The organism is Robinsoniella sp. KNHs210 (assembly GCF_000686105.1).
Taxonomy (GTDB): domain Bacteria; phylum Bacillota; class Clostridia; order Lachnospirales; family Lachnospiraceae; genus Robinsoniella; species Robinsoniella peoriensis.
Genome location: NZ_JMLZ01000002.1, coordinates 2,075,911 through 2,101,008, shown reverse-complemented (window position 1 = coordinate 2,101,008; position 25,098 = coordinate 2,075,911). Strand labels below are relative to the sequence as shown.

At 40.8% G+C, this 25,098-nt stretch carries 24 protein-coding genes; 20 read left to right on the top strand and 4 right to left on the bottom strand.

The features are described 5' to 3' along the window. Positions 1-24: 24 nt before the first annotated feature. Together CD03_RS0116090 and CD03_RS0116085 are read left to right on the top strand one after the other, a co-directional pair. A complete protein-coding gene (locus tag CD03_RS0116090) occupies positions 25-1,146 on the top strand; it encodes an ROK family transcriptional regulator (RefSeq protein ID WP_027294538.1) in 1,122 nt (373 codons plus the stop codon). A gap of 238 nt (positions 1,147-1,384) precedes the next feature. Then, positions 1,385-2,440 carry an NAD(P)-dependent alcohol dehydrogenase gene (locus CD03_RS0116085; protein WP_027294537.1) on the top strand — a complete coding sequence of 352 codons (1,056 nt, stop codon included), beginning with the start codon at positions 1,385-1,387 and terminating at the stop codon, positions 2,438-2,440. A 125-nt stretch (positions 2,441-2,565) separates the two neighbouring features. On the opposite strand, the gene CD03_RS0116080 is transcribed toward CD03_RS0116085, so the two are convergent. Continuing rightward, positions 2,566-3,132 (bottom strand): helix-turn-helix domain-containing protein, encoded by a 567-nt coding sequence (locus CD03_RS0116080; protein WP_027294536.1) that lies wholly within the window; start codon positions 3,130-3,132, stop codon positions 2,566-2,568. A gap of 193 nt (positions 3,133-3,325) precedes the next feature. On the opposite strand from CD03_RS0116080, the gene CD03_RS0116075 reads away from it, so the two are divergent. The 8 genes from CD03_RS0116075 to bioA all read left to right on the top strand — a co-directional run bounded on the left by CD03_RS0116075 (position 3,326) and on the right by bioA (position 12,029). Next, complete coding sequence (locus tag CD03_RS0116075) at positions 3,326-4,402, top strand: mandelate racemase/muconate lactonizing enzyme family protein (RefSeq protein WP_027294535.1); 1,077 nt, start codon at positions 3,326-3,328, stop codon at positions 4,400-4,402. A 25-nt stretch (positions 4,403-4,427) separates the two neighbouring features. Further along, entirely contained in the window at positions 4,428-5,597 is a 1,170-nt protein-coding gene (locus CD03_RS0116070) for a DUF819 family protein (RefSeq protein WP_027294534.1), read from the top strand. 15 nt (positions 5,598-5,612) lie between these two features. Beyond that, on the top strand, positions 5,613-7,736 hold the full coding sequence (locus tag CD03_RS0116065) for a CocE/NonD family hydrolase (protein WP_027294533.1): 2,124 nt from the start codon (positions 5,613-5,615) through the stop codon (positions 7,734-7,736). Between the two features lie 55 nt (positions 7,737-7,791). Continuing rightward, positions 7,792-8,190, top strand: coding sequence for a hypothetical protein (locus CD03_RS0116060; RefSeq protein ID WP_027294532.1), 399 nt, complete (start codon positions 7,792-7,794; stop codon positions 8,188-8,190). Between the two features lie 176 nt (positions 8,191-8,366). Beyond that, positions 8,367-8,936: a biotin transporter BioY gene (locus CD03_RS0116055; protein ID WP_027294531.1), complete on the top strand. Its 570-nt coding sequence runs from the start codon at positions 8,367-8,369 to the stop codon at positions 8,934-8,936. 16 nt (positions 8,937-8,952) lie between these two features. Continuing rightward, positions 8,953-9,924: a biotin synthase BioB gene (bioB, locus tag CD03_RS0116050; protein WP_027294530.1), complete on the top strand. Its 972-nt coding sequence runs from the start codon at positions 8,953-8,955 to the stop codon at positions 9,922-9,924. Continuing rightward, positions 9,917-10,597 carry a dethiobiotin synthase gene (gene bioD, locus CD03_RS0116045; RefSeq protein WP_027294529.1) on the top strand — a complete coding sequence of 227 codons (681 nt, stop codon included), beginning with the start codon at positions 9,917-9,919 and terminating at the stop codon, positions 10,595-10,597. Before bioB ends, bioD begins: the two co-directional genes overlap by 8 nt. 88 nt (positions 10,598-10,685) lie before the next feature. Then, a complete protein-coding gene (bioA, locus tag CD03_RS0116040; protein WP_027294528.1) occupies positions 10,686-12,029 on the top strand; it encodes an adenosylmethionine--8-amino-7-oxononanoate transaminase in 1,344 nt (447 codons plus the stop codon). Between the two features lie 141 nt (positions 12,030-12,170). Here bioA and CD03_RS0116035 read toward each other — a convergent pair whose 3' ends face one another. Both CD03_RS0116035 and CD03_RS0116030 read right to left on the bottom strand, forming a co-directional pair. Further along, a complete protein-coding gene (locus CD03_RS0116035) occupies positions 12,171-12,767 on the bottom strand; it encodes a TetR/AcrR family transcriptional regulator (protein WP_027294527.1) in 597 nt (198 codons plus the stop codon). Positions 12,768-12,800: 33 nt separating this feature from the next. Continuing rightward, entirely contained in the window at positions 12,801-13,529 is a 729-nt protein-coding gene (locus CD03_RS0116030) for a DNA alkylation repair protein (RefSeq protein ID WP_027294526.1), read from the bottom strand. A gap of 257 nt (positions 13,530-13,786) precedes the next feature. Here CD03_RS0116030 and CD03_RS0116025 point away from each other — a divergent pair, with 257 nt between their 5' ends. The 9 genes from CD03_RS0116025 to CD03_RS0115985 all read left to right on the top strand — a co-directional run bounded on the left by CD03_RS0116025 (position 13,787) and on the right by CD03_RS0115985 (position 23,536). Beyond that, positions 13,787-15,202 (top strand): ABC transporter substrate-binding protein, encoded by a 1,416-nt coding sequence (locus CD03_RS0116025; protein ID WP_027294525.1) that lies wholly within the window; start codon positions 13,787-13,789, stop codon positions 15,200-15,202. Positions 15,203-15,234: 32 nt separating this feature from the next. Then, the gene (locus tag CD03_RS0116020; protein ID WP_052377830.1) at positions 15,235-16,122 is read left to right on the top strand and encodes a carbohydrate ABC transporter permease; all 888 of its coding nucleotides are present in this window, start codon (positions 15,235-15,237) and stop codon (positions 16,120-16,122) included. A gap of 18 nt (positions 16,123-16,140) precedes the next feature. Further along, positions 16,141-16,992: a carbohydrate ABC transporter permease gene (locus CD03_RS0116015; RefSeq protein ID WP_044289423.1), complete on the top strand. Its 852-nt coding sequence runs from the start codon at positions 16,141-16,143 to the stop codon at positions 16,990-16,992. Between the two features lie 158 nt (positions 16,993-17,150). Beyond that, the gene (locus CD03_RS0116010; protein ID WP_027294522.1) at positions 17,151-18,935 is read left to right on the top strand and encodes a sensor histidine kinase; all 1,785 of its coding nucleotides are present in this window, start codon (positions 17,151-17,153) and stop codon (positions 18,933-18,935) included. Then, on the top strand, positions 18,925-20,460 hold the full coding sequence (locus CD03_RS0116005) for a response regulator transcription factor (protein WP_027294521.1): 1,536 nt from the start codon (positions 18,925-18,927) through the stop codon (positions 20,458-20,460). The genes CD03_RS0116010 and CD03_RS0116005 overlap by 11 nt, the downstream gene beginning before the upstream one ends. A 35-nt stretch (positions 20,461-20,495) precedes the next feature. After that, the gene (locus CD03_RS0116000) at positions 20,496-21,569 is read left to right on the top strand and encodes a hypothetical protein (protein ID WP_027294520.1); all 1,074 of its coding nucleotides are present in this window, start codon (positions 20,496-20,498) and stop codon (positions 21,567-21,569) included. Between the two features lie 160 nt (positions 21,570-21,729). Then, positions 21,730-22,497 (top strand): GNAT family N-acetyltransferase, encoded by a 768-nt coding sequence (locus CD03_RS0115995; protein WP_027294519.1) that lies wholly within the window; start codon positions 21,730-21,732, stop codon positions 22,495-22,497. A 62-nt stretch (positions 22,498-22,559) separates the two neighbouring features. Then, positions 22,560-23,264, top strand: coding sequence for a DNA alkylation repair protein (locus CD03_RS0115990; RefSeq protein ID WP_027294518.1), 705 nt, complete (start codon positions 22,560-22,562; stop codon positions 23,262-23,264). A gap of 14 nt (positions 23,265-23,278) precedes the next feature. Then, positions 23,279-23,536 (top strand): hypothetical protein, encoded by a 258-nt coding sequence (locus tag CD03_RS0115985; RefSeq protein ID WP_027294517.1) that lies wholly within the window; start codon positions 23,279-23,281, stop codon positions 23,534-23,536. 64 nt (positions 23,537-23,600) lie between these two features. Here the strand turns inward: CD03_RS0115985 and CD03_RS0115980 are convergent, their stop codons facing one another. Continuing rightward, positions 23,601-24,323 carry a UTRA domain-containing protein gene (locus tag CD03_RS0115980; RefSeq protein ID WP_027294516.1) on the bottom strand — a complete coding sequence of 241 codons (723 nt, stop codon included), beginning with the start codon at positions 24,321-24,323 and terminating at the stop codon, positions 23,601-23,603. A gap of 496 nt (positions 24,324-24,819) precedes the next feature. Here CD03_RS0115980 and CD03_RS0115975 point away from each other — a divergent pair, with 496 nt between their 5' ends. Then, a complete protein-coding gene (locus CD03_RS0115975) occupies positions 24,820-25,098 on the top strand; it encodes a hypothetical protein (RefSeq protein WP_027294515.1) in 279 nt (92 codons plus the stop codon).

Below are 25,098 nucleotides of genomic sequence, written 5' to 3'. Positions count from 1 at the left end.
AACTTTCATAAGCAGGTAAAAAGTATGGGAAGAAATGGTAAGATAATAGAGACGAAACGTATGAATAAGATTCGCATTGCCAAATTTATATCATCAAAAGGGGTTACATCAAAAGCTGAGATTGCAAATATACTGGGATTAAGTATGCCTACGACACTGCAGAATGTAAAAGAGTTAGTAGAGGAAGGCATCGCTGTGGAAAATGGAGTATATGAGTCTACCGGCGGGCGAAAGGCAAAGGCACTTTCCATTGTCCCGGATATCGGATATGTGATTGGAATTGATATTACTAATCATCACATTACGATTGTGCTTGTGAATATGAAAAAAGAACTTTTGCAGATTGAGCGGATCAGAAAAACATATGCACCGGATTTTTCATATTATGAAGCGCTGGGTGACTTCATCAGAAGGTTTATCTTAAAATTAAAGGTAAAGAGTGAAAAAATTCTGGGTGTGGGAATATCACTGCCCGGAATTGTAGACCAGGAGCAGAAACTGCTGATACGCTCCCATACATTGGGTGTGAGCAATGTCAGCTTTAAAAGCTTAGATGAGTTTATAGATTTTAATTTTGCGTTGGAAAATGATGCAAACAGTGCAGCATATGCAGAACTTGGAAACGAGACAGAAAATACCGTATATCTGTCATTGAGCAATACGGTAGGCGGAGCGGTCTTTTTGCATGACCGTCTGTATCTGGGTGAAAATTTTAAAAGTGCAGAATTTGGACATATGGTAATTGAAAAGGATGGACGAACCTGCTATTGTGGCAAAAAAGGCTGTGTGGATGCCTATTGTGCGGCAAAAGTCCTGATGGAACATGCAGATGGAAATCTGGAGACGTTTTTTGACAAGCTAAGGAAACAAGATGAGGAATGCCTCAGAGTCTGGGACGAATATCTGGAGTATCTGGCATTAACCATTACAAATCTGCGCATGGCATTTGACTGCAACATTATACTGGGTGGGTATGTTGGGGGTTATCTGGAAGAATTCCGGATGGACCTGAATAAAAGAGTATTGAAATACAATAATTTCGATATAGATACGTCCTATATCAGAATGGGAAAATACAAACTGGAAGCATCCGCCTACGGAGTTACCATGGGATTTGCAGATGCTTTTTTTGAAAGTTTGCAGTAAGTGAAGATAGGACTAGTGTACCAACTAGTTGGATTAGCAAAGAAACTCTTTTGGTTTAACCGGAAGGGTTTTTTTTTATACAAATTACATAATATTATCGAAATAATTTGGGTGAATCAACGAAAATAAATTTAGGGATTGACTTTTGGGCAAAATGGAATAATAATATAATTACTTTGATAAAACATTTAATAAAAGAAATGAAGTTATACATAGCATGTAAAGGAGAATGATGATTATGGATGGAAAAATGAAAGTCGCAGTGATGAATGGAATTGGTAAAATGGGATTTGAAGAGCGTGAGATTCCTAAGGTAAAAGAAAACGAAGTTTTGGTGAAATTGGATTATGTAGGAATCTGCGGTTCGGATCTTCATTACTATGAAACCGGCGCTATCGGAGATTATGTGGTAGAGCCTCCTTTTGTACTGGGACATGAGCCGGGCGGCGTAGTTGTGGAAGTTGGCGAAAGCGTAACGCATTTGAAGGCAGGAGACCGTGTTGCCCTGGAACCCGGGAAGACATGCGGGCATTGTGAATTTTGTAAAACCGGCAGATATAATCTGTGCCCGGATGTGGTATTCTTTGCAACACCTCCGGTAGACGGGGTATTCCAGGAATATGTGGCGCATGAGGCGGATCTGTGTTTTAAACTTCCGGATAATGTCAGTACATTAGAAGGTGCACTGATTGAACCGCTTGCAGTGGGATTCCATGCGGCAATGCAGGGAAATGCACATGCAGGCCAGACGGCAGTTGTTATGGGAGCCGGATGTATCGGCCTGGTTAGCATGATGGCATTAAAGGCAATGGGCGTATCCAAAGTTTATGTGGTGGACATTATGCAGAAGAGACTGGATAAAGCAATGGAATTAGGAGCAGACGGAGTAATCAACGGGGCAGAAAAAGATGCGGTGGAAGAAGTATTGCGGCTGACAGGCAATAAGGGCTGCGATCTTGCTATCGAAACGGCAGGTACACAGATCACAACAGTACAGACAATACATATGACGAAAAAAGGTTCCGACATTGTCCTGGTTGGCTATAGCAAGAGCGGGGAAATGACCCTTCCAATGAGTCTGGCTTTAGATAAAGAGCTGACCTTTAAAACCGTTTTCCGCTACCGCCATATCTATCCAATGGCAATAGAAGCAGTTGCTTCCGGAAAGGTAAATCTGAAGGGAATTGTTACGGATATATTCAGGCTGGAGGAAGCCCAGAAGGCAATGGACTACAGCGTAAATAATAAGGCAGATGTGGTGAAGGCTGTTATTAAAATATCAGAAGAAGCGTAACCAGGCAGAAGTATGCGCATAAAATTATAGAACCATATTAAATACAGCATAGAAAAAGACAGGGGCAATCAGTTCCTGTCTTTTGTGTATGTTCTGATGCGTGTATAAATTACCGGGAAGTCTGATTAATTCAAAGCCATATTCCCCCAGACGGGAGGTGTGAGGCTTGAAATGCCTTCCACCATCGTATCATGGTCATTTCTGAATAAATGCGGGATATCTTCTTTAATCAATGAAGAATCCCCTTTTTTTAATATAATTTCATCGTTTCCCACAAGAAGGGTTAATGTTCCCGACAAAACAGTTACGATTTCCTCGGAATGATGGACAACCGGAAGTTCCGAATCCTGTGTATGGGGTTCGATGGTAAACCGGATCATCAGGCTTTGGGGCATAAATTTATGGGAAGGGAGGGGGCTTAGAAAATGATAAGTAACAGATTCCTGGTGGTTGTGCATACGAATCTGCCGGTCTTCCCGAATTGTAAGTGCCTCATCTTCTTCATAGTCCAGCAACAGATAAAGCGGTACATCCAGAGCTTTGGCAAGCTTTCGAAGGGATGAGAGGGAGGGTTCTACCTGCCCGTTTTCTACCTGGGATATGTAGCCAATGGAAAGACCGGTTTCTTCAGCCATGATTTTCAATGTTAAATTTGCTTTTTTTCGATATTGTTTAAGTTTATTACCAAGCATGGTATCCTCCTGATAGTAGTGTCTGTGATTTAGTCTGTATTTTATTTGATTATAGCATATCTAAAAATAAAAGGGAAACATTTTAAGTAATACTAAAATTTCAGAAAACAATTGACATATAATTATATAAATAGTAATATAAATCTAAAATATTTATAAAAAGTTTAGTATTTATAAAAAAGGAGAAGCGGGTATGAAGATTGTTGATTTGAAGTTGGAAAAAATTCGGATTCAGTTAAGCGAGCCTTTCCGGGTAGCATTTGCTGTTATTGATTATTCTGAAAATGTACTGGTGAAAATCATTACGGACGAAGGGATTGCGGGATATGGTGAGGCAGCACCGCTGGCATTTGTGACCGGTGAAACCATTGAAGGGGTCATAGCGGCACTTCAGATGTTCCGTCAGGGACTGATCGGGGAGGATCCTCTGAATATTGAAAGGATACATGCTCTTATGAATGGTGCAATTGCAGGAAATACTTCTGCAAAATGTGCAATTGACCTGGCGCTTTATGATATCCGTGGTAAAGTGATGGGACAGCCTGTATATAAGGTACTGGGCGGTTTTGCAAACCAGGTAGTCAACGATATAACCATTGGCATGGACGAAACTGAAAAAATGGTAGAAAAGGCCAGGCATTACGTGCAGGAAGAAGGATATCATATCCTGAAGATTAAGACGGGAAGCAATCTGGAAAAGGACATAGAAAATATACATAAAATCCGGGAAGCGGTAGGACCCCATATCCGTCTCAGGGTGGATGCTAATCAGGGATATTGTGTAAGCGATGCGGTAAAAGCATTGGATGCATTTGAAAAGGCGGGTGTTGAAGCTGTGGAACAATGCCTTGTGGATTGGGATATGGAAGGCGCAGCCTGTATTCGCCAAAAAGCAAGAGGAATCAAGGTTATGCTGGATGAGTCTATTCACAGCCCGATTGATGCAGCAAAAGCCTGCAGGCTGGGTGCTGCCGATACCTTGAATATCAAACTGATGAAATGCGGCGGCCTCTATCAGGCAGAACAGATCAATGCAATCGCAATGGCTAATGGAGTAAATTGTATGGTTGGTTGTATGCTGGAAACAAAACTTGCCATCACTGCCGGACTGAGTCTGGTTGCATCCAAGCAGAATATTACCGAGGCGGACTGCGATAGCTTTCTGTACTATAAGGATGAATCAACGGGCATGAACGGCGGGTTTACCAGGGAGGGAGATATCTTTACCCTTTCAGATAAGCCGGGCTTTGGATTAGATATTAATTTCTAGAAGACTAAGGAGGTGGGTTTATAAAATGACATTACCTATTTTTAATTCGACGGAAAGTTTGCTGGCGGTTGTATTTATCATGATCGCTTTCAGTATGTGGCTGCAAAAGTATTCCGCCCTGAAAAGCATCGGTCCGGTACTGACCGTGATCGTGATCGGGATTATTTTATCCAACTTGAAAATTGTGCCGGGCAGCCATGAATTATATGGTACGCTGGGGACATATTGTATTCCAATATCAGTATCGCTGTATCTGCTGAATGTGGATTTCCAGGGCTTGAAAAAGCTTTCCAGGCAGCCATGGATCGCTATTATCTGTGCGGTTTTCAGTGTGAGCATCATCAGTGTCATATTTGGGGTAGTATTTGGAAATGTCATTCCGGAAGGCTGGAAAGTTGCAGGGATGTTCGTAGGTACCTACACAGGCGGAAGCGCAAATCTGACGGCAATAGCAGTAGGGCTTAATGCTGCACAGGAAACCATTGCTTCTGCAAATGCGGCTGATTATGTAATCGGAATCCCGGTACTGATTCTTTTATTTGCAATGCCGGCTATCCTTCGGAAAATGAAATGGATTGAAAGAGTATGGCCTTACCATTACACCGAAGCAGAACGCCAGGAAAGTGACGGTTCAGGCAGTCTGATGGGATCGGATACCTGGAGCATCCGGGATATTGCTTATCTGCTGGCACTTGCCATTACGATCTCTACAGTGGCAGGAATCATATCAGCTAAGCTTTTCCCAGAGTCTTTTATGAGTGCCGGTAAAATTCTTTTAAATACAACGATTTCTCTGATTATGGCACAATTACCTATGGTAAAGAAGCTGAAAGGAAATATGAGCCTCGGACTGTTATTCGGTATGATGTATCTCTCTACCATTGGTTTTATGGTGGACATCCGGGCATTTTTTGGATCCACACTGGCAATTACGCTGTTTTGTGCATGTGTAATTTTTGGTGCAATGGCACTTCATCTTCTGATTCTGCGCCTGTTCAAAGTGAAGTATGAATATGCTGTATTGTCTATTACAGGAGCGATTGCAGACGGGCCTACGGCTGCGCTGGTAGCGTCCGGCGGAGGATGGAATTCCCTTGTGGGAATCGGTCTGATTATGGGTGTAATTGGCGGAGTATGCGGAAACTATGTGGGAATTGGTGTTGCGTATCTGATTAAAATGCTGATCGGAGCTTAAAAGGGAGGCAGAGATATGGTTCAGTGGAAGTTTTATACTTCGGGAATATTGTATGGAATCTTCTGGCAGGAAGCGGACGGATTTTATTGCAGAACATTGGATTTTACCAGCGGGATACTGACAGAAACGGCTGTATTTGATGAAGCGGTGAATGAAAAATATAAGCAGATGAGCCGACTGGATATATTGAGGTTTCTAAGGCGTAAAGATACTTATGAAAAGATTTTCACCGGCTGTGACCAGCCTGAAGCGGATACGCCATTTGCGGAGCGCTATACGAAAAGGCTAGATGGCATCTGGGGACAGAGAGATATCAAGTTCCCTCAGAATTTCCTGGTATCGGAATCAGTTCTGGCCGGGGTAATCTGCCCGAACAGGGAATGTGCCTGGATACTGGTACGGGATGGGTATGAGAAAAAAACTGTACTGAAGGATTGGATAAATTATGACGGCAGATACCACAAGCCCTGTCCGGTCAGGTATGCCGGGATGTATGATGTTATCACCCGGGATGGAATTACACTGTCAACCGATGTCTATCTTCCGGGGAACGGGGATGGTCCGTTTCCAACCATGCTGGTGCGTACTCCTTACGAAAAAGAATCCGGTGCAGAAAATTATTTCCGCTATGTACAGCGTGGATATGCGGTTGTGATTCAGGATGTCCGTGGGCGAAACTTAAGCGGTGGAGAGTTCCTTCCTAATTATTATGAAGTGGAAGATGGCGATGATACTCTGAACTGGATTGCTGCCCAGCAGTTCAGCAATCAGAAGGTTGGGATGGTAGGAGGTTCCTATCTGGGGTATGTACAATGGGCAGCGGCAGCCAGTCAAAACCCTTATCTGTGTGCTATCTTAAGCATCGTATGTGCGGGAAGTGCGTTTGTGGATGTACCAAGAAGAGGCGGATGCTTCACCTCCGGAATGCTGGCATGGTCGTTTGCCATGTCTAAGAAGAAAATGGATCCGGCCCTTATGGTACGGGATGATTGGGAAAAGGTTCTGAATATCCGTCCCTTGTCCCAGGTAGCTCCTGAGGCACTGGGTTATGATATTCCCTTCTTACAGAAATGGCTGAAGCATACGGATAATGATGAACTGTGGAAGCGTTCGGACTGGCAGGCCAGGAATCCCAAACAGCGTATTGTGCCTGCTCTGATTATGTCAGGATGGTTTGATGATAATGGGATGGGAACCACTCAGGCGCTGGAACTGACAAAGGACTATCCGGAGGGAATGCGAAAAGTGATTCTTGGTCCATGGATGCACAGCGGCAATGCTAATTATGATATTCATGGAATACACATGGGCATGGATGCAGTACGATTTGATATTGACCTGATGTTTTTCAAGTGGATTGATCACTTTCTGAAAGGACGGAACAACGGGATCTGCAGCACTTCTCCGGTAGAGTATTATACACTGGGCGAGAATAAGTGGAAACAGGCGGACCGGTGGCCGATAGAGCATGCTAAGAAGAAGGTGCTTTATCTTTCGGGGACAGGCAATGCGTTAAGTGAAGCAGCTGGAAACAGTTTAAACGGAAAATCAAATGGCATGCTGACCGGTAATCCGGGTGCAGATGGCAGTGATACTTATAGCTATGATCCGGAAAATCCCGCTGTGCATCTGATTGACATGTCGGAAAATGAGCTGGAAGTTCCGGAAGATTATACAGAGGAAGAGAAACGAAATGATGTACTGGTCTACAGTACGCCTGTTTTAAAAAAGGCAGTTACCATTACCGGAGATATGCTGGTTAAATTATACATCTCTTCGGATGCACCTGACACGGATTTTATTGTACGAATCACGGATGTACAGGAAGACGGGCGTTCCATTAAACTGGCTGACGGTATGCTGTGTGCCAGGTACAGGGAAGGATTTGAACAACCTGTATTTATGGAACCGGGGAAGGTGTATCCCATTCAAATCAGAACCACAAAGATTTCCAATACTTTTCAGCCCGGTCACCGGATCCGCCTGACGATTACATCCAGTGCGAAGAACTTTATTTTTCCAAACAGTAATACCACAGGTGGATTTGACAGTGAAGAATTCATGGTAGCTCAGAATACGGTCTATTATGGTAAACAGTACCCATCGTCTGTGGAGATTAGGGTGGAAGAAGCACTGTAAAATGTTATAATTATAATAAAGTTGTTTATAACAGGAAAGAAAGCAGGGAGAAGATATGGCTAATGAATTTGATTCTGAATTTAGCAATGTGAAGTATCTTGACAAAGAAAATATAGTATTTTTAAAGTGGAAAAAGTTTTGTTGTTTTGGTGACTACAGAAACCCTACAACATTTGCGCTGAATTTATTACGTGAAAATCCAGGCAGCAATTTTGTGATCGATGCACAGAATGGATTTGAGGATGAAAAAGCGGATGTGGAATGGGGATTCTCCTTTCTGCTTCCGGAAATGGCAAAGACGGATTGCAGATATGTAGTTTTTATCATGAATGAAGTAAATGAAATTGAAGAAGAAATGGATATGTGGACTAAAGAATTCAAGAAATATTTTGCAGTGAAAAAGGTGGAAAGTTTTTCCCAGGCGAAAGAATATCTGGAAATGGTTACTGTGTAAATTTTTATTTTTCTATTTTATTGATTATTTTTAAGTAGGTAAGCCGCTGGTCAAAGATCAGCGGTTTTCTCATTTGCATATTGTTAACCAAAAAAATAAATTAGTTGACAATAGGACGGGGCTATTATATATTTACTGGTGTAACAGTTATTCAGATGAGAACAGATATTATATTTATGGGAGGTGAAAAATTGAAAAAACGATTGAAAACAAGTGATATGGTAATGTGTGCGTTGTTTACGGCATTGATTGCAGCAGGAGCATTTATAAAGATTCCGGTTCCGGTAGTTCCCTTTACACTGCAATTTTTATTTACCATGCTGGCCGGACTTTTACTGGGCGGTAAACTTGGAGCACTAAGCGTATTTGTATACCTGATACTGGGGCTCGCAGGCTTGCCGGTATTTTCCGAAGGAGGGGGTATCGGTTATATTTTCAAACCGAGTTTCGGATATATAATTGGATTTGCAATTGCCAGTTTTGTGACGGGACACATGGTCAGAAAAGCAGGCAGTTTACATATGGGCAGGATACTTGCCGCCAATTTTACAGGGCTTGCAATCGTATACGGCGTAGGAATGCTGTATTACTATCTGATTTGTAATTTTGTCATTGATACGCCAATCGGTCTTTGGCCATTGATTTTATATTGTTTCATTCTGGCGGTACCGGGAGATATTTGTCTTTGTTTTCTGGCAGCGTTCATTGCAAAAAGATTAAAGCCGGTTATCAACCAGCTTTTATGAAAGAGGAGGAGCAGCATTGTATAGTGTAGAAGGTTTAAAGGAGAAAATTTGGAACTCAGGTACGATAAACAAGGAGGAGGCGATGTTTTTGGCTGAGGCGCCGCTGGAAGAACTTTGCAGGGCAGCGGATGATATACGAAAAAAATTCTGTGAAAATGCATTTGATATCTGTACCATCATAAACGGGAAAAGCGGAAGATGTTCGGAAGACTGTAAATACTGTGCCCAGTCCGCTTATTATCCGGCGAAAACAGAATCCTATCCGCTGATGTCATCTGAAGAGATCGTAAGTCAGGCAGTCTATAATGAAGAGCGCGGTGTACTCCGTTATTCAATTGTCACATCCGGAAAAAGGTTAAGTGATGAGGAAATAGACCAGGTCTGTGAAAGTATACGTCAGATCAGAAAGGAATCAAATATCGCTGTCTGTGTGTCCTTTGGGTTGTTGAATGAGACACAATACCGCAAGATCCGGCAGGCGGGAGCTACCAGAGTACATAACAATCTGGAATCATCCAGGCGCTATTTCAAAGAGATTTGTACAACCCATACTTATGACGATAAAATAGAGGCATTGCTTGCTGCAAAAAGAGCTGGTTTAAGTATCTGCAGCGGAGGGATCATGGGGCTTGGAGAAACTATGGAGGATCGTATTGACATGGTGCTGACACTGAGGGATCTGGGTGTAAAATCCATTCCGGTAAATCTTCTGAATCCTATTCCAGGGACCCCATATGAGGGAAAAGAAATATTATCTAATGATGAAATGTGCAGGATAACAGCTGTTTTTCGATTTCTGATTCCGGATGCGTCTATTCGGCTGGCGGGTGGAAGAGGACTTCTGACGGACAAAGGTGAGCAGTGCTTTTCCTCCGGTGCCAATGCAGCCATATCGGGAGACATGCTGACCACGTCAGGGATCAGTATCCGGCAGGATATGGAGATGTTAGAAAAATTAGGGTATAAGGCGGTGCTGTATCATGGGTAAGAGTATATTTATAACAGGAACAGGCACCGATGTGGGGAAAACTTTTATTACGGCACTCATAGTAAAAAAGCTGCACGAAGCAGGGAAAAAAGTGGCTTATTTCAAGGCGGCTGCCAGTGGAAATGTAAGATCAGAAAAAGGTCTCATTCCGGGGGATGCGGATATGGTCAGGAAAATTTCAGGCATTGATATGAAGCTGTCTGATATGATTCCTTATGTATATGAAAATGCAGTTTCTCCACATCTGGCTTCAAGAATAGAAGGAAATCCCGTAAATTTGGAAGTTGTAAAACAAAAATATGCAGAACTTTGCCGTCATTATGATTATGTTACCATGGAAGGAAGCGGTGGAATCCTTTGTCCGGTCTGTTTTGATGAAAAGGAAATCTGGCTGGAGGATATTATTAAAACCCTGGGCCTGAGTTCAATTCTCATTGCAGATGCCGGACTTGGAACAATTAATGCGGCAGTACTGACAGTTGAATATATGAGGCAGAAGGGATTGCCGGTAAAAGGTATTATATTAAATCATTATCATCCTCAAAATCCCATGGAAGAAGATAATAAAAAAATGATTGAACACAGAAGCGGCATACCGGTAATTGCATGTGTGGAGGATGAGTCCGGGGATCTGGATATAGAATTACCAAAGCTGATGCAATTATATGAGTAACGGAGGAAGAAGTTTTAAAGAAAATTTACATTCAAACTACTAATTAAGGAATAGCCCAAGCTAGCTTGCGCTATACAGGGGGATAAATATGAATTTAATTGAGAAGGACCTGAAGTATATCTGGCATCCATGTTCCCAGATGAAAGACTATGAAGAATTAAAGCCAATTGTAATTGATCGTGGAAACGGCGTATATTTATATGACAAGGATGGAAAATCCTATCTTGATATTGTGAGTTCCTGGTGGTGCAATCTTCTGGGACATTGTAATCCGAAAATAAATGAAGGGATGAAGCAGCAGCTGGATCAGCTGGAGCATGTAATATTTGCAAACTTTACCCATGAACCTGCAATAAAATTATGTGAAGAGCTGGCTGGGATATTGCCGGAGGGACTCTGCAAATTTAACTTTTCCGACAATGGATCTGCAGCAGTAGAGTGTGCTCTGAAGATGGCATTCCAGTACCAGTATCAGACCGGACATCCAAAGAAGACGAGATTCATGTGCCTGAGCGAAGGATACCATGGGGAAACCATCGGTGCTCTGTCCGTTGGCAGCATGGACCTCTACGCTAAAATTTATCAGCCGATGCTAATGGATACCATACGGATAGAAGCACCGGACTGTTATCGGTGTCCCTTTGGAAAATGCAGGGATAATTGCGATGGAGAGTGCATCTGCCATGCCGAAAAAGCATTTGAGGAATTTGCAGATGAGACCTGTGCAATGATTGTAGAGCCTTTGCTCCAGGGCAGCGCTGGAATGCGGATGTATCCTCCGGTTTATTTAAAGAAACTACGCCGGCTTTGCGACCGTTATCAGGTACTTTTAATCGCCGATGAAATCGCAACGGGATTTGGCCGTACCGGCAGGATGTTTGCTTTCGATTATGCGGGAGTCAGTCCGGACATTATGTGCGTCTCCAAAGGACTTACCGGGGGCTATATACCAATGGCAATTACCATAACTACGGATCAGATCTATGATGCTTTTTATGCCGATTACAGTGAAGGAAAAGCTTTTATGCACAGCCATACATACAGCGGCAATCCTCTGGGATGTTCGGCAGGGCTTGCGGTACAGAAAATACTGCGGGAAGACCATATATTAGAACAGGCTGCCACAAGAGCAATTTATTTGAACAAAAAAATAGAAGAAGCTTTTTTGGATCATCCCAATGTAGGGGAAATAAGACATCTTGGATTAATCAATGCCATAGAGCTTACGCCGGATAAAAAGACAAAGTCAGATTACCCTTCCCAGCTGCGCATGGGTTATCAGATATATAAGGAAGCGTTAAAGAAGGGCCTGATCTTACGTCCTCTTGGCAATGTACTTTATTTTAATCCGCCGCTGATTATTAATGAGGAAGAAATCGATAAGGCAGTAAATATGTGCAGGGAGTCAGTTCGTGAAGTATTGAAAGTCTGATTGTAGTATTTATTGAAGAAAGTATTCGACTGGCTCCAATCGGATACTAAGCGGGCACTGAGCCGAGAGATGCATCAGGATTTCTCAGCGAATGCCCGTGTAAAAACGTCTCTTAATCAGCAGATCCCAAACGTACAGCGCTTACTGTTGCAGAATATTTTTTCTATATCCATTAACCATATATTCTATCGTAAGCCCTATTTTTTGATTGATCTCGGCAGTTTTATGCACCGGGTAATTTAACGCCAACTCATTCAATGCACCTGAAATGCAATAGGTCATTAATTTTGTATCAACGTCATCCGCCAGGTAACCCTGATGTTTTAACAGGTCAATATGCGTCTGCAATACATCCATTGAATTTTCCAGGTCTGCTTTTCTCCAGGCATCCCAGCCGATCACAACAGGGGCGTCCACCAACAGGATACGCCTGCAGTTTTTTGCATTGGCGCCTTTCACAAAACCCAGACATCCCAATGTAAGCTGCTGCCACGGATCATCACTTTTTAATGCTTCTTTTTCAATATGTTTTGCAATATCTTTTTGAACAATCTCCAGTACCGCAAGGAAAAGTCCCTGTTTATTCTTAAAATGGTGATACACCGCTCCCCGTGTCACGTCAGCTTCCTCTGCAATTTTTTCCAGAGATACATCATAGTATCCATGTTGTGTAAAATGTTTTCTTGCAATTTTCAATAAGGCTGATGTCGTCTTTTGTCTGGCTTCTTCTCTTTTCATTACTGTAAACTCCTCCTTATTTTTAATTTTTCCTTACTTTTGATTTCTCATTCCGTGTTTGATGATCCATTCCTGTGCTTTGCTGGAGGGTGTTTTCCGCCATTGTGCAATGATAAGATCTGCCTTCTCCGGCGATTCCCGATATAAATCATTCAGATTATTGCCAACGCTTTTTTGTACAAACTTTTCAGGATCATCTTTTAAATTAGTGAGTATTTCTGTGTACCGTTCAAATTCATCCAATGCGGAAAGAAGTTTTATACCCCAGGGCAAGCGTATTCTTACACCTTCACTGGCAAGCCTGCGCACATGGACATTATCATCATGTGTCCAGAGGATCAGCTCATCCATTACTTCACCTGGATGCTCCTTCAGCAAAGGACGGATAGCAAACTCACCAGTAAAACGTTTTGTCAATTCTTTTAGGAAAGCCAGAGACTCCTTCCAGTTTTCGATTCCGTTACGTTCAACGTACCTCCCAATAGGCCAGAGCCACCATCCAAGGTTAAACATTCCTTCCGGCTGTGTTAATTCCGGGCCCAGCAGCTCATAAAAGGTTTGAATATTTTTCATATAATCATTCCCCATGCTTTTTTCCATGGCATCAACAATACAGTCAAATCTTGCAAATAATTCTTTGTCGTCAAGATTTCCGATTAAGTCACTGCAAAAGTTCTGTGAGTTGAAGTGGGGCATTACTGAGTACAGTTTTGAAGAAAGTTCCAGAACATATTCGTCATTGTAATGCTCTTTGTGCTTCATATGTATTACCTCCTTTTCAATGCTTTATCTTATATTAACATACGTACAGTATGTACGTCAAATTGTTTTTTCAGCTTTTGTAACCGTCAATGGGCAGCAGATTAAAGTCTGATTTTGGTTCTTGGAAACGGAAAGTAAAAAGCACAAATATTACATCTCACACACGGCTGATACATTTCAAATTAGATTTATATTTGGTAAAATATGTATACAGAACAAGTAACAGAAAAAGATGAGAAGCAAAGGAGAAGCAGGGTATGAAAAAAGGATTATTAGTAAAATTGTTGTCAATGGCAGTTGCAGCATCAATGATAGCAGCAGGCTGCGGTGCTGCCACAGAAACATCTGAAACAAAAGAGTCCCGGACTAACGGGACAGAAGCAGTATCGAAAGAATCAGCCAGTGGGACAGAAAAGGCCGGTGGCGAAACGGAAAAAGCCGGAAAATCAGCCGGAGAGAAAAGTGAGGGCGATATCCCATCGGAATTGACACTTTACACCTATTATGCAGACAGTGCAATAGAACAGGTTGACAGAGCACTGGAGATTATGAAAGAGACATATCCGGATTTAAAGATAAATATTGAACATCGGACGGATTCGGATGGAAGTGTCTTAAAAACAAGAGCAGCCGTTGGAGAATTGCCGGATATATTTGAATGCACCGGACAATTAACGGATCTGATGGTGAAATCAGGTGATTTAGCAGAATTAGATTCTGTTATTGAAGAGACGGGTTTCTTTGATAAGTATCTGGACGGAAATTTTGAAGTAAAAAGATCGGCTGACGGACATTTTTATGCTATATCATCAACTACACCGGAGTGCTGCCTGATGTTCTATAATAAAGAAGTATTTGCGAGACTGGGTCTGAGTGAACCGAAAAATTTTGATGAATTTAAAAATGTGGTAGAGAAATTAAGCGGGGACGGGATGATACCTTTGGCTCTGTTTGCACAGCAGAAATGGCCGGGGCTTCAGATGTTTGATATGGCAGTTATCGGGGAGGGCCAGCCACTTGGCATTACCGGTTTAGATGATGGAACTGCGAAAGTTACAGATCCTGAATATCTGGCAGCAGCTAAGAAGCTGTCTGAGCTGGTTTCTATGGGATTGATCGGCAAAGGTGCATTAAATACAAATGCCAGTCAGGCTTTCGAATTACTGGAGACAGGACAGGCGGGTATGCTGGTCAATGGCAGCTGGTTTTTCAATGATGCGGCAGTTGGGGGATACGGAGATAAAATAGGATATTTTGAATATAATCCCTTTGCGGACGCAGGAAAAGAAGAAGAAATGCATTGGACAAAATCCGGCGGAACCGGTGCAATGGGAGGATATGGTGTAAGTGCAAAAGGAAAATATGTTGAATATTCTAAAAAAGTGTTGATATCATTTTTAGAGGCAAGAGATATAGCAAATGCAGAACTTGGTTCTCTCAGTGTACGAAAAGAACCGGTAAAACCATTAGAACCAAGAGCAGAAGCATACCAGGCTTATGCAGACAGCCTTGATAAAATAGAATCTACGACTAAATATGAATGGGCTTTAAATAATCAGGAATTAATTACCGGTCTTGAAGATGCTTGTGAATTGCTGCTTACCGGATTAAGTACTCCCGAAGATTATATAGCAGATCTGGAGGAACGTATTTCTATGGCGCTTGGTGAATAGATCAGGAAACTTTGCAAGGAAGAAAGGGTAAGATGATGAATCCGTTATTTAAAAAGAAAAAAGCTGCTATGTTTCTGTTTGCTGCACCGGTTGTAATCTTATTTTCCATAATTATAGTGATTCCTCTGATACAATCTGCAGCAATGAGTTTTACGGAATGGGACGGTATTAATAAAGCTGTTTTTAATGGACTAAGTAATTATAAACGTCTTTTTACATCCAGAGATTTGAATGTTTCCATACGGAACAGTCTTTTATATTCTGCAATACTGACTGTTTATCAAATTGGTATTGGAACGCTTCTTGCATATTTTATTGTGAATTTCAAGATTAAAGGGAAACGGTTTTTTAAAGATGTATATTTCTTTCCGGTTTTGTTGTCCGTATCTGTTGTCGCTCAGCTTTGGATATCAATTTACCATGGTGATTTTGGTTTAGTAAACCAGCTGTCCGGCTTATTAGGATCAGATTGGAAGCAGAACTGGCTCAATGAACCGGTAAAAGGAATTATTGCGATTGTTATAGCAGAATCCTGGAAAGGAATGGGATATCATATGCTGATTATTTATGCAGCAATGAAAAATGTTCCTGATGTTTACTATGAAGCATCTATCATTGACGGGGCGGATAAAAAACAGCAATTTTTTCATATTACCCTTCCCCTGACAGTGTCCACGATAAAAGTCAGTGTGGTTATGTGCATTACTTATGGATTCAGGGCATTCGAAATGATATACCTGATGACTGGAGGCGGTCCCGGCAATTCCAGCTATACTATGCCAATCATGATGTATAAGGCATTATTCAGCCTGCAGAAATATGGTTATGGAAGTGCGATAGCAGTAGTTATAGTGGTGATTTGTGTAGGGATGATGCTTATTATAAATAAATTAACAGAACGTTTTGATGTGCAGTATTAACTGATTTGGAGGTATGGTATGAAGAAGATAAAATCTTCTGAGAGAAAAATAAAATCTTCCAGGATAATCGTATATACCATTATGATTCTCTACGGAGCGATATGTCTGTATCCGGTTATCTGGATGGGATTTTATTCATTGAAGAATAATGAAGAAATATTTGTAACGAATCCTTTTGGTCCCCCCATGATACCCCAATGGGGAAATTATATCAAAGCAGTAACACAGTTTGATATCCTTTTGTATTTTAAAAACAGCATCTGGGTTTCGCTGGCTGCAATGTTTCTTGGAATACTGTTTTGCCTGATGTTTACATACGTGGTGTCCAGAGTGCGGGTACGAACCACAAAAGCACTGCATTCTATGGTAATAGCCGGAATGTTTATACCTATACAGGCAGTTATGACACCTCTGGTTGTTATGGTGAAAAATCTACATTTGACAAATACATTGTGGTCTTTGATTGTTCCCTATGTTGCTCTTAGCTTTCCCTTTGGCGTGATGGTTCTTTATGGTTTTTACCGAAGCCTGCCGATTGAGTTAGAGGAGTCCGCTTACATGGAAGGAGCGGGTTTTTGCAAAACCTATTTTCGTATCATATTACCCCAGATGAAATCAGCGGTTTCCGTGTTGATCATTTATCAGTTTATATCCCATTGGAATGAATTCAGTCTGGCATTAATTTTAATTACTAAAAATGAGTTAAAAACACTTCCGTTGGGACTGGCAGGTTTTTATGGGCAGTTTTCTACGGATTGGGGACCGGTTGGAGCAGCATTGGTAATTGCAAGTTTCCCGGTAATCATGCTATATGTATTTTTCAGCAATAAAGTAAGTGATGCCATGGCTTTTTCCGGAATGAAAAATTAAATTCATTGTGGGGATACTCCTATCCCTTTATAATATTAGATGATATAAACTTGCATTCTTTTGAATGTACGGGAGAGATTTTGATATTGCCTGTACCGGAGCCTGTTTAACACGCTCCGGCAATGTTAATACAGCTAAAAATAAGATGGAGGGAATGGATGAAAAAGAGATTACAAAACATGATGATTCAACAGCGAATCAGCTATTCTTTTATTATATTTTTTACAGTATTTGCAGTATGTGTCATCATTGGGCTGCGAGGGATTTACAAAGACCAGATGTATGAGAAACTCATTCAGGGAAGGAACTATGAAGATAATCTGATTGTGCAGCAAATCGGGATGTTGTCAACAAATCTGAATAGCTGCTGCAACAGTGTCATTGTGAATTTAAACAATACCACAGGTCTGAAAAAAAATAATTCGCTGTACCCGGATTTATATGACAGCGCAGCCAAACAGACGATATTAAATATTATTGAAAATAGTTTCCTGATGTTTCCCGATGTCAGTCAGATTGCTGTTTTGTATAGTAACGGGGATCTTTACCAGAAGGATCGAAACCGTTCTTATATTTGCTCGGACGGGAATGATGATTTAATTCAGCAGTTTGACTCTATGGGAATATCGACTACGGGACAATGGTATTATTCATTACAAATGGAATCAGCCTTTTCAGAATTCAGCCTGCACTATGTAAAAACGCTGCGTGATGTAAAAGAAAACACGGATATAGGCTATGTGATATTGGAGTTGGATGAGCAGAATATTTATGATATTTATCGAAATAAGAATAGCAGTGAGGATGTAGAGTTTTATCTCCTGGACTATAATCAAATGATGATTTCCAGTGATGACCGGGACGCCATGAACAATATTAAAGCGATTTCAGCTTATGATTCACAACTGGGTTATTCAAAAAATATCATCCGTAAGCTGGATGAGAAAATATCTGATACAGGAAACTATTACACCAGTGAATATCAGGTAAATGATTTATGGAATCTGGAATCTGTTTTAGATGTGAAATCCATGCTCTCCGATGTAAATAATATTACTATTGTGATCATCAGTATCAGCCTGGTATTGCTTATGATATTTTATATGCTTACAATCATGATTGCCAGGCATATAGCCGGACCGATCTCAGCACTATCAGAACATATGAGAAAATTCACGAAATCTTTGCCGGAGAAGCTGCCGGATATTGATACACATAACGAAGAAGGTATACTGATTTCCAGTTTTAATCAGATGGTTGATATGAACCAGCAGCTGTTTGAAGATATTACAAATGAGAAGAAGGAAAAAAGACAGTTAGAGCTGGCACTTTTGCAGGCCCAGATCAAACCGCATTTCTTATATAATACATTAGATACCATATTTTGTCTGAATAGTATGAAACGTCATGCAGATGCCAGCCGGATGATAAAATTACTGGCGGGATATTACCGTCTGGTTTTGAATAAAGGACTGGACTGGGTCTGGCTGGATCAGGAACTGGATGCATTGCAGAAATATCTGGATATCCAAACGGTTCGTTATCAGGACAGTCTGAGCTATTCCATTGCCATGCCGGAAGAATTAAGTGCATTACATATCCCTAAATTAACCTTGCAGCCATTGGTTGAAAATGCCATTTATCATGGAATCAAACCCCGGAATGGTAAGGGACATATACTGATAACGGGAGAATTGGAGGAGGAGTGGGCTTACATCCGTGTGATCGATGACGGCATAGGGCTGACTAAGGAAAAGTTTGCGCTAATATTATCCGGGGAACAGCGAGAGACGGATTCGGAAAGTTTTGGATTAAAAAATGTGTCAGAACGCTTAAAGATTTTTTATGGAGAAGGAACCTGTATTCAGTTAGAAGATACCCCGCTTGGCACCAGTATTGTCTTGTGTATTAATTTAAAAAGGGGTGAAGAGCATGAGCTATAAAGTACTGTTGGTGGATGATGAGAGTATATATCTGGATTACCTTAGCCAGATTATAGACTGGGACGCTATGAAGTGTTCTATTTGCGGATATGCAAAAGACGGAGAAGAAGCGCTTCAGGTTATTCAAAAAGAAATTCCGGATATTATATTTATGGATATCAATATGTCCAGAATGAATGGACTTGAGGCATGTGAGGCAATCAAATCATGGAGCCTGGAATCAAGAGTAATTATTATGACAGCATATGATGAATTTTCTTTTGCACATCAGGCGATTAAGCTTAATGTTTTTGATTATCTTTTAAAACCTTTTGACGGAGAAGAACTGCAGGAGGCACTGGGCAAATGTATAGAAGACATTGAGACGTCAAAGAAAAACAAACAGATGCAGCAGGAGTTATTTTTAAGGGGGATAATAGAATTCCAGCCTGATTTGGATATTATAAATGGAGAAATAGCCCAAACCGGTTTGCCGTCGCTTGTTACCATGGTAAAAATAAGAAAGGGTTATGCTAATTATAAACTGTCAGTAATCAGGAACCTATTAAATCATTATTTGAACTGCATAGGTATCGAGAATTATTGCCTGAGAAATGATGGGAGCTGTATTACGCTTGTACATGTAATGAATTCCGGCGAGAGATCTATGGATGAAATAAAAATAAGCTATGCGAAGCTTTTGAAAGATGAGGCGGCTTACATGCTGGATTCGGTGGCCATGGGGAATATTGTACCCGGATTGGATCAATTACAGAATTCTTATAAACAGTCACAGATGGTTTTCGAGAACAGTATCAAGGTAAATGAAAAAATCGCCTGTTTTAGTGACATACAGAATCTAAGCAAAGAAGTTACATTTTACAGCACACAGGATGTGAACTTACTTATCAAGTATTTTGAAATGAGAGAATATGCAAAAGTGGATACGATTATAGAAAAAATGTTTGGACTATCGGAAAACCAGATGTTTTCGTTTCAATATGTGATTTCTATATATCATGCACTTTCAATAGGAGTCCGTTCCTATTTTCATTATAATAAAGAAAATCAGCTTTCGGATTATATGCAGACTCAAGAATGTATAATTACGGAATTAAAGGATTGTTTTTCCTGTCATCAGGTAAAAGATATCATTAAAAATTATGTATATGAAATGCTGACAGACTGCACTTATATACAGATAAGCAGTAAAAAAGAAATATTGGTTACAAAAATTGAAAAATACTTACAGAGCCATTACAGTGAAGCAAATTTATCTGTTAGTAATATAGCAGAAAATTTATTTTTTGAAAACAGTTATATAAGAAGGGTTTTTAAGACGCAGACAGGCAGGACGATCATGCAGAGACTGGAAGAGATAAGAATAGAAAAAGCAAAAGAATTATTACGGGATGATCAATACCGATGCAGTGAGGTTGCAGAGATGACTGGATTCTCAGATCAGTTTTATTTTAGTAAACGTTTTAAACTGTTTTGTAATTGTACACCATCAGAGTATCAATCCGGATCTATGCAAAGAAGGTAAACAAAATAAAATGTAGACAAACGGAGGAGTAAAATATGTTATATTGTAATAATTGGGATAAGATAATAGTGAGATATAAAGAGTATTGGGCATTAGAAAATCATGACCGTCCAATCTTAAGCATCCGGGCACCGAAGAAGGACTCCCAAAGCAGAGCAGAGTGTTTTCCTGGATCTTTAAAAGAACAATGGATGGATACCGAGTATATGATAAAAAGCAATAACCGGGAAATGCAGAACACCTATTACGGAGGGGAGGCATTTCCAGCATTGAATCCAAACCTTGGACCGGATTATTTTGCTGCTTGTTATGGAACAGAGCTTGCATTTGGCGCGGATACCAGCTGGTCTATTCCTTTTTTAAGTGATGATGATGTAGAGGAATATCAGGGATTTCTTCTCCAGACCCAGAATGAGTATTACCGTAAAATGATAGAAATGACGAAAGCAGCGGTAGAAGATGGAAAAGATAAATATTTGGTTGGCATAACAGATATTCATCCTGGGCTGGATGGGTTAGTATCCATGCGGGGGCCTCAGGAACTCTGTATGGATACACTGGATAATCCGGAGTTTATTAAAAAAGGAGCTATGGATCTGCTGGACGGTTTCAAATTCATCTATGACGAGCTGTATGCACTGACGACAGCATGTCAGAAGGGCAGTACTAATTGGATGGGGATCTGGCATGAGGGCAGATGGTATCCAACCTGCTGCGATTTTTCCTGTATGATATCAGAACAAATGTATGAAGAACTGGTGGTGGAAGAACTGGAAGAAGAACTGAAATTCTTAGATGCCAGCATCTATCATCTGGATGGACCGGATGCTCTGAAGCATTTAGACCGCTTATTGAAAATAGATCATTTAAAGGGGATCCAATGGGTGTATGGTGCAGGACAGCCTACGGCTTCTCACTGGATTGACGTATTGAAAAAGATTCAGGATGCAGGTAAAATGATTCAGATTGAGGTAAGGGCAGAAGAGCTGGAAGTGATGCTTGAAAATCTGCGCCCGGAAGGTGTGATGTATACGATAAATGCAAAATCACAGGAGGATGCAGAAGACTTGTTAAGAATAGCTTCTGTCTATAAGAAAAAGGTTTTCTAACCCTTTAAAGAGTAGAAATAAATGCTGCTTTGCAATAGAATATATAAAAATAAATATTCATGAATAGACATAGCGTTCCGAATGCATTAAAATAAAAGCAAATGTTACTTCAAAAGAGGCTGACGATTACGTGAACCTGTAATTAGGTGAGGGAGGCTTTATGACAAATAAAGAAATTATGGAAATTGCTATGCAGCAATCAGCATTCGATCTGAATTGCAGTGTGGAGGATTTTAAGCAAGGTGAAAATAAAGTTGTTATATCAAAGGCAAATGACCAGGCAAGGCGCTATCTGGAGCTGCCTTTTTTCTGCAATCTGGTTTCTTATGGAAACAATATTGTGGCTTCTGTTGATCCCAGAGTGAAAGAGTTTGTTGCTGGTTACGTAAATCGTTTCCAGGTGGAACACTGCTTTGAAACGCCGGATATTCATGTGCTGTCAAAGGAATTTGAAAAATATGATAAGTCCATATGTTTTATGGCGGAATATTTTTTGCCGGACGTAACACAGGTAACCCTACAGCCCTGTGATTATGAAATTCGAATTCTGGAACCAAAAGATTTCGCAGAACTCTATACCGAAGAATGGAGCAATGCCCTTTGCGAGAAAAGAAAACACCTGGATGTGCTGGCTGCGGCAGCTTTTGACGAAGGTAAAATGATTGGAATGGCGGGCTGTTCTGCAGACTGCGATACGATGTGGCAGATCGGCATTGATGTTTTGCAGGGATATCGTAAAGGAGGTATTGCATCGGCACTGACCAGCAGGCTGGCAATCGAGGTATTAAACCGTGGCAAGGTACCGTTTTATTGTGCGGCATGGTCTAATATCGGTTCCGTCCGCAATGCAGTCAGAAGTGGATTCCGACCCGCATGGGTGGAAATGACAGCGATTGATAAGAAAAAGGTGGAGAAAATGATTAAGTGACAGCAGATACCATTCGAAGTAAGTGGAAATGCGAGTAGAGCTGATAAGAGAGGGCAGGTTACATGAGCAGGGAATTTAAAGAAATCATGAAGCAGTTATCCGAAATGGGGGATGACAAAAGAAAAAAATACAATAAAAAACTGGGGGCTGATGATAATCAATTTGGTATTGCCATGGGGAAACTGCGTGCTTTGGCAAAGCAGATTAAAACAAACCATACCCTGGCGCTGGAATTATGGGAGAGCAGAAATTATGATGCCATGGTCCTGGCCGCAATGCTGTTTGACAGTAAGCTGCTGCGGGAACAGGATTTTGAAGAATTAATAAAGGATGCATATACTTCTAATCTGGTTGACGAGCTCATATTCCGTGCTTTATCATTGAGCAGTTATGCGAAACAATATTTGAAAAAATGGGCGAAAATAGACGATGATCGAATTGGACAGGGAGGTTGGGATCTGGCGGTTGCACTTTTAATAAAGGGCGAATTGCCGGATGACGAAATCGAGGAATTACTGGTATATATAGAAGAACATCTGGCAGGTGCACCTGCTGCAAAGCAGTGGGCGATGAACCGTTTCCTGTGCGAAGTCGGAATCCGTGATGACAAGTATACAGACCGGTGTATTGCAATGGGAGAAAAACTTGGGATTTATAAGGAATTAAAAGTAGCAAAAGGCTGTACTTCGGCCTATGCGCCGGAGTGGATACAAAAAGGTATAGAGAACCGAAGAAAAGCCAATAATAGAAAGAACAATCATAGATAGAAAGAGGAAGAACAGTGAGCGAAATGGAAAATGAATCTCAAAAACAGGGGCAAAACCGCTTTTTAGAATTTATTATGGAGCGGGTGGCACCCGGCAGTGAAGAAGAGGCGAAAGGTCTTCTTACTGACAGTTTCTACAGAATGGATCAGGGTAAACTGACGAAAGAATACCTGGATGAATTTATGCCAAAGCTGTTATTGTTGTTAAAAGAAGAATATATTGAAGAAGTAACACGTGTTATGGTTGACTTTAATTCCAGAAATGTAAATTAGTGTTTCACTTGAGAAATCCCGTAAGCAGGCAGTGTCCTTGTCTTTCTGTCTGCTTACGGGATTTTTATTTTCTGGTTGCCGTATCCTGAAAGCAGAAATAATCAGGCCGGTGGCGGGATTGGGTAAATTCGAACATGACACCATCATCATTGTAAGTCTGACTGCTGATTACGGCCATACAGTTATATCCATTTAATTCCATATATTTTTCATCAATCTCAGTTACCCGCTCTACCGTCATAGTACGTTTACTGGTGACTATGGAGATATTTAGGATCTGCTCCAGATAGTCGTAAATGGAGTTTTGGGCTATATCAGCTGTAAGTCCTGTTACAACACTTTTCAGAAAATAATTGTGATCGATGATCAGGGCTTTTTGGTCCAGATAACGAAGCCTCTGAATATAATACAGCTCACTTCCTATCGGAAATCCGGTACGTTTTTCGATTTTTTCGTCACTGACCAGATCATCTACAAAACACAATACTTGTGTTTTTGCTGTCCTGTGATTGCGAAGTGCAGATTCTTTAAAAGATTCAATCCCCGCCAGAGTGAAGGAATTCTGTTCCACAGGTTTGAAGATATTGCGGACACCTTTGCCATGCAGCGTCTGGACATAGCCCTCTGTAACAAGGCTGCTGACTGCTCTGCGGATTGTATTGCGGGAACAGTTATAAGTGGTTACCATGGTATTTTCCGATGGAAGCAGTTCTTGGAATGCAAATTCCCCGGATTCTATTTTTCGTTTAATATCCTGATAAATGATGTCGTATTTTGCTTTTGGCATATTAACACCCTTTCTATTCTTGTTTAAACATCTTTATACTATTATAAATCGGGTCAGGAGAATGTCAAGGAAAAAACTCATCCATTTTCAAAATCATCTTGTTATCATCGTATCCGCGGTTGCTGGAGAGGGCTGTCTTACCAAAGAGTGCTGCACTCGGCTCCATTGCATCGAATGAGATGGTATTTGCGTATTTATAATCCTTCTCAGAAGAATAAAGTAATTGACAGCAAACAGATAATTTGCTATTATTTTTGTAAGATATTGGTTTCGTGCAAAAGTTTATCTATTTTGGCTGCATTCATTAATTCCTATTAATTTTAAGATTTAACTTCTGATTTCAGATTCAATTCTAAGCTTTATATCAAAGCAAAATTCACTTATAAAACAATATAAAAGGAAAACCATTATCTGTAATGCCGGAGCGTTTCTGTTTAATTGCGCCCTGTATTTGAAATAGGTAAATTCTGCATAAGTAAATAGAAAGAGAGGTTGTATGCAGGAAGAGAAACAAAAGCAGAATAGTGCCAATCAAATTGAAGACTCGGCAATGAAAACGATGGTTCGTTTTTTTGCAGATGAGATGCTTCCCTATTTGGGAATCCAGGGCAAGGTGAAACGGATTGCTCCAACAGAAGAAATTCATATGGAAATAAAAAGGCTGTATGAGGATATGAATCTGGTAATGGAAGATGGAACCTGGAAACATTTTGAGTTTCAGTCAACAAATGGCACAGGCCTATTTCACGGGAAGATTTGGTCTCTCTGGTATTAA

What these genes read in the sequence shown, in the direction of transcription:
- CD03_RS0116065 (WP_027294533.1), top strand. Translation starts at nt 5,613, where the DNA reads ATGGTTCAGTGGAAGTTTTATACTTCGGGAATATTGTATGGAATCTTC.
- CD03_RS0116035 (WP_027294527.1), bottom strand. Translation starts at nt 12,767, where the DNA reads ATGAAAAGAGAAGAAGCCAGACAAAAGACGACATCAGCCTTATTGAAA.
- CD03_RS0116020 (WP_052377830.1), top strand. Translation starts at nt 15,235, where the DNA reads ATGATGAATCCGTTATTTAAAAAGAAAAAAGCTGCTATGTTTCTGTTT.
- CD03_RS0116085 (WP_027294537.1), top strand. Translation starts at nt 1,385, where the DNA reads ATGGATGGAAAAATGAAAGTCGCAGTGATGAATGGAATTGGTAAAATG.
- bioA (WP_027294528.1), top strand. Translation starts at nt 10,686, where the DNA reads ATGAATTTAATTGAGAAGGACCTGAAGTATATCTGGCATCCATGTTCC.
- CD03_RS0115990 (WP_027294518.1), top strand. Translation starts at nt 22,560, where the DNA reads ATGAGCAGGGAATTTAAAGAAATCATGAAGCAGTTATCCGAAATGGGG.
- CD03_RS0116030 (WP_027294526.1), bottom strand. Translation starts at nt 13,529, where the DNA reads ATGAAGCACAAAGAGCATTACAATGACGAATATGTTCTGGAACTTTCT.
- CD03_RS0115995 (WP_027294519.1), top strand. Translation starts at nt 21,730, where the DNA reads ATGACAAATAAAGAAATTATGGAAATTGCTATGCAGCAATCAGCATTC.
- CD03_RS0115975 (WP_027294515.1), top strand. Translation starts at nt 24,820, where the DNA reads ATGCAGGAAGAGAAACAAAAGCAGAATAGTGCCAATCAAATTGAAGAC.
- CD03_RS0116055 (WP_027294531.1), top strand. Translation starts at nt 8,367, where the DNA reads ATGGGAGGTGAAAAATTGAAAAAACGATTGAAAACAAGTGATATGGTA.
- CD03_RS0116075 (WP_027294535.1), top strand. Translation starts at nt 3,326, where the DNA reads ATGAAGATTGTTGATTTGAAGTTGGAAAAAATTCGGATTCAGTTAAGC.
- CD03_RS0116060 (WP_027294532.1), top strand. Translation starts at nt 7,792, where the DNA reads ATGGCTAATGAATTTGATTCTGAATTTAGCAATGTGAAGTATCTTGAC.
- CD03_RS0116015 (WP_044289423.1), top strand. Translation starts at nt 16,141, where the DNA reads ATGAAGAAGATAAAATCTTCTGAGAGAAAAATAAAATCTTCCAGGATA.
- CD03_RS0116000 (WP_027294520.1), top strand. Translation starts at nt 20,496, where the DNA reads ATGTTATATTGTAATAATTGGGATAAGATAATAGTGAGATATAAAGAG.
- CD03_RS0116080 (WP_027294536.1), bottom strand. Translation starts at nt 3,132, where the DNA reads ATGCTTGGTAATAAACTTAAACAATATCGAAAAAAAGCAAATTTAACA.
- CD03_RS0116005 (WP_027294521.1), top strand. Translation starts at nt 18,925, where the DNA reads ATGAGCTATAAAGTACTGTTGGTGGATGATGAGAGTATATATCTGGAT.
- CD03_RS0116010 (WP_027294522.1), top strand. Translation starts at nt 17,151, where the DNA reads ATGAAAAAGAGATTACAAAACATGATGATTCAACAGCGAATCAGCTAT.
- CD03_RS0116025 (WP_027294525.1), top strand. Translation starts at nt 13,787, where the DNA reads ATGAAAAAAGGATTATTAGTAAAATTGTTGTCAATGGCAGTTGCAGCA.
- bioD (WP_027294529.1), top strand. Translation starts at nt 9,917, where the DNA reads ATGGGTAAGAGTATATTTATAACAGGAACAGGCACCGATGTGGGGAAA.
- CD03_RS0115980 (WP_027294516.1), bottom strand. Translation starts at nt 24,323, where the DNA reads ATGCCAAAAGCAAAATACGACATCATTTATCAGGATATTAAACGAAAA.
- CD03_RS0116070 (WP_027294534.1), top strand. Translation starts at nt 4,428, where the DNA reads ATGACATTACCTATTTTTAATTCGACGGAAAGTTTGCTGGCGGTTGTA.
- CD03_RS0116090 (WP_027294538.1), top strand. Translation starts at nt 25, where the DNA reads ATGGGAAGAAATGGTAAGATAATAGAGACGAAACGTATGAATAAGATT.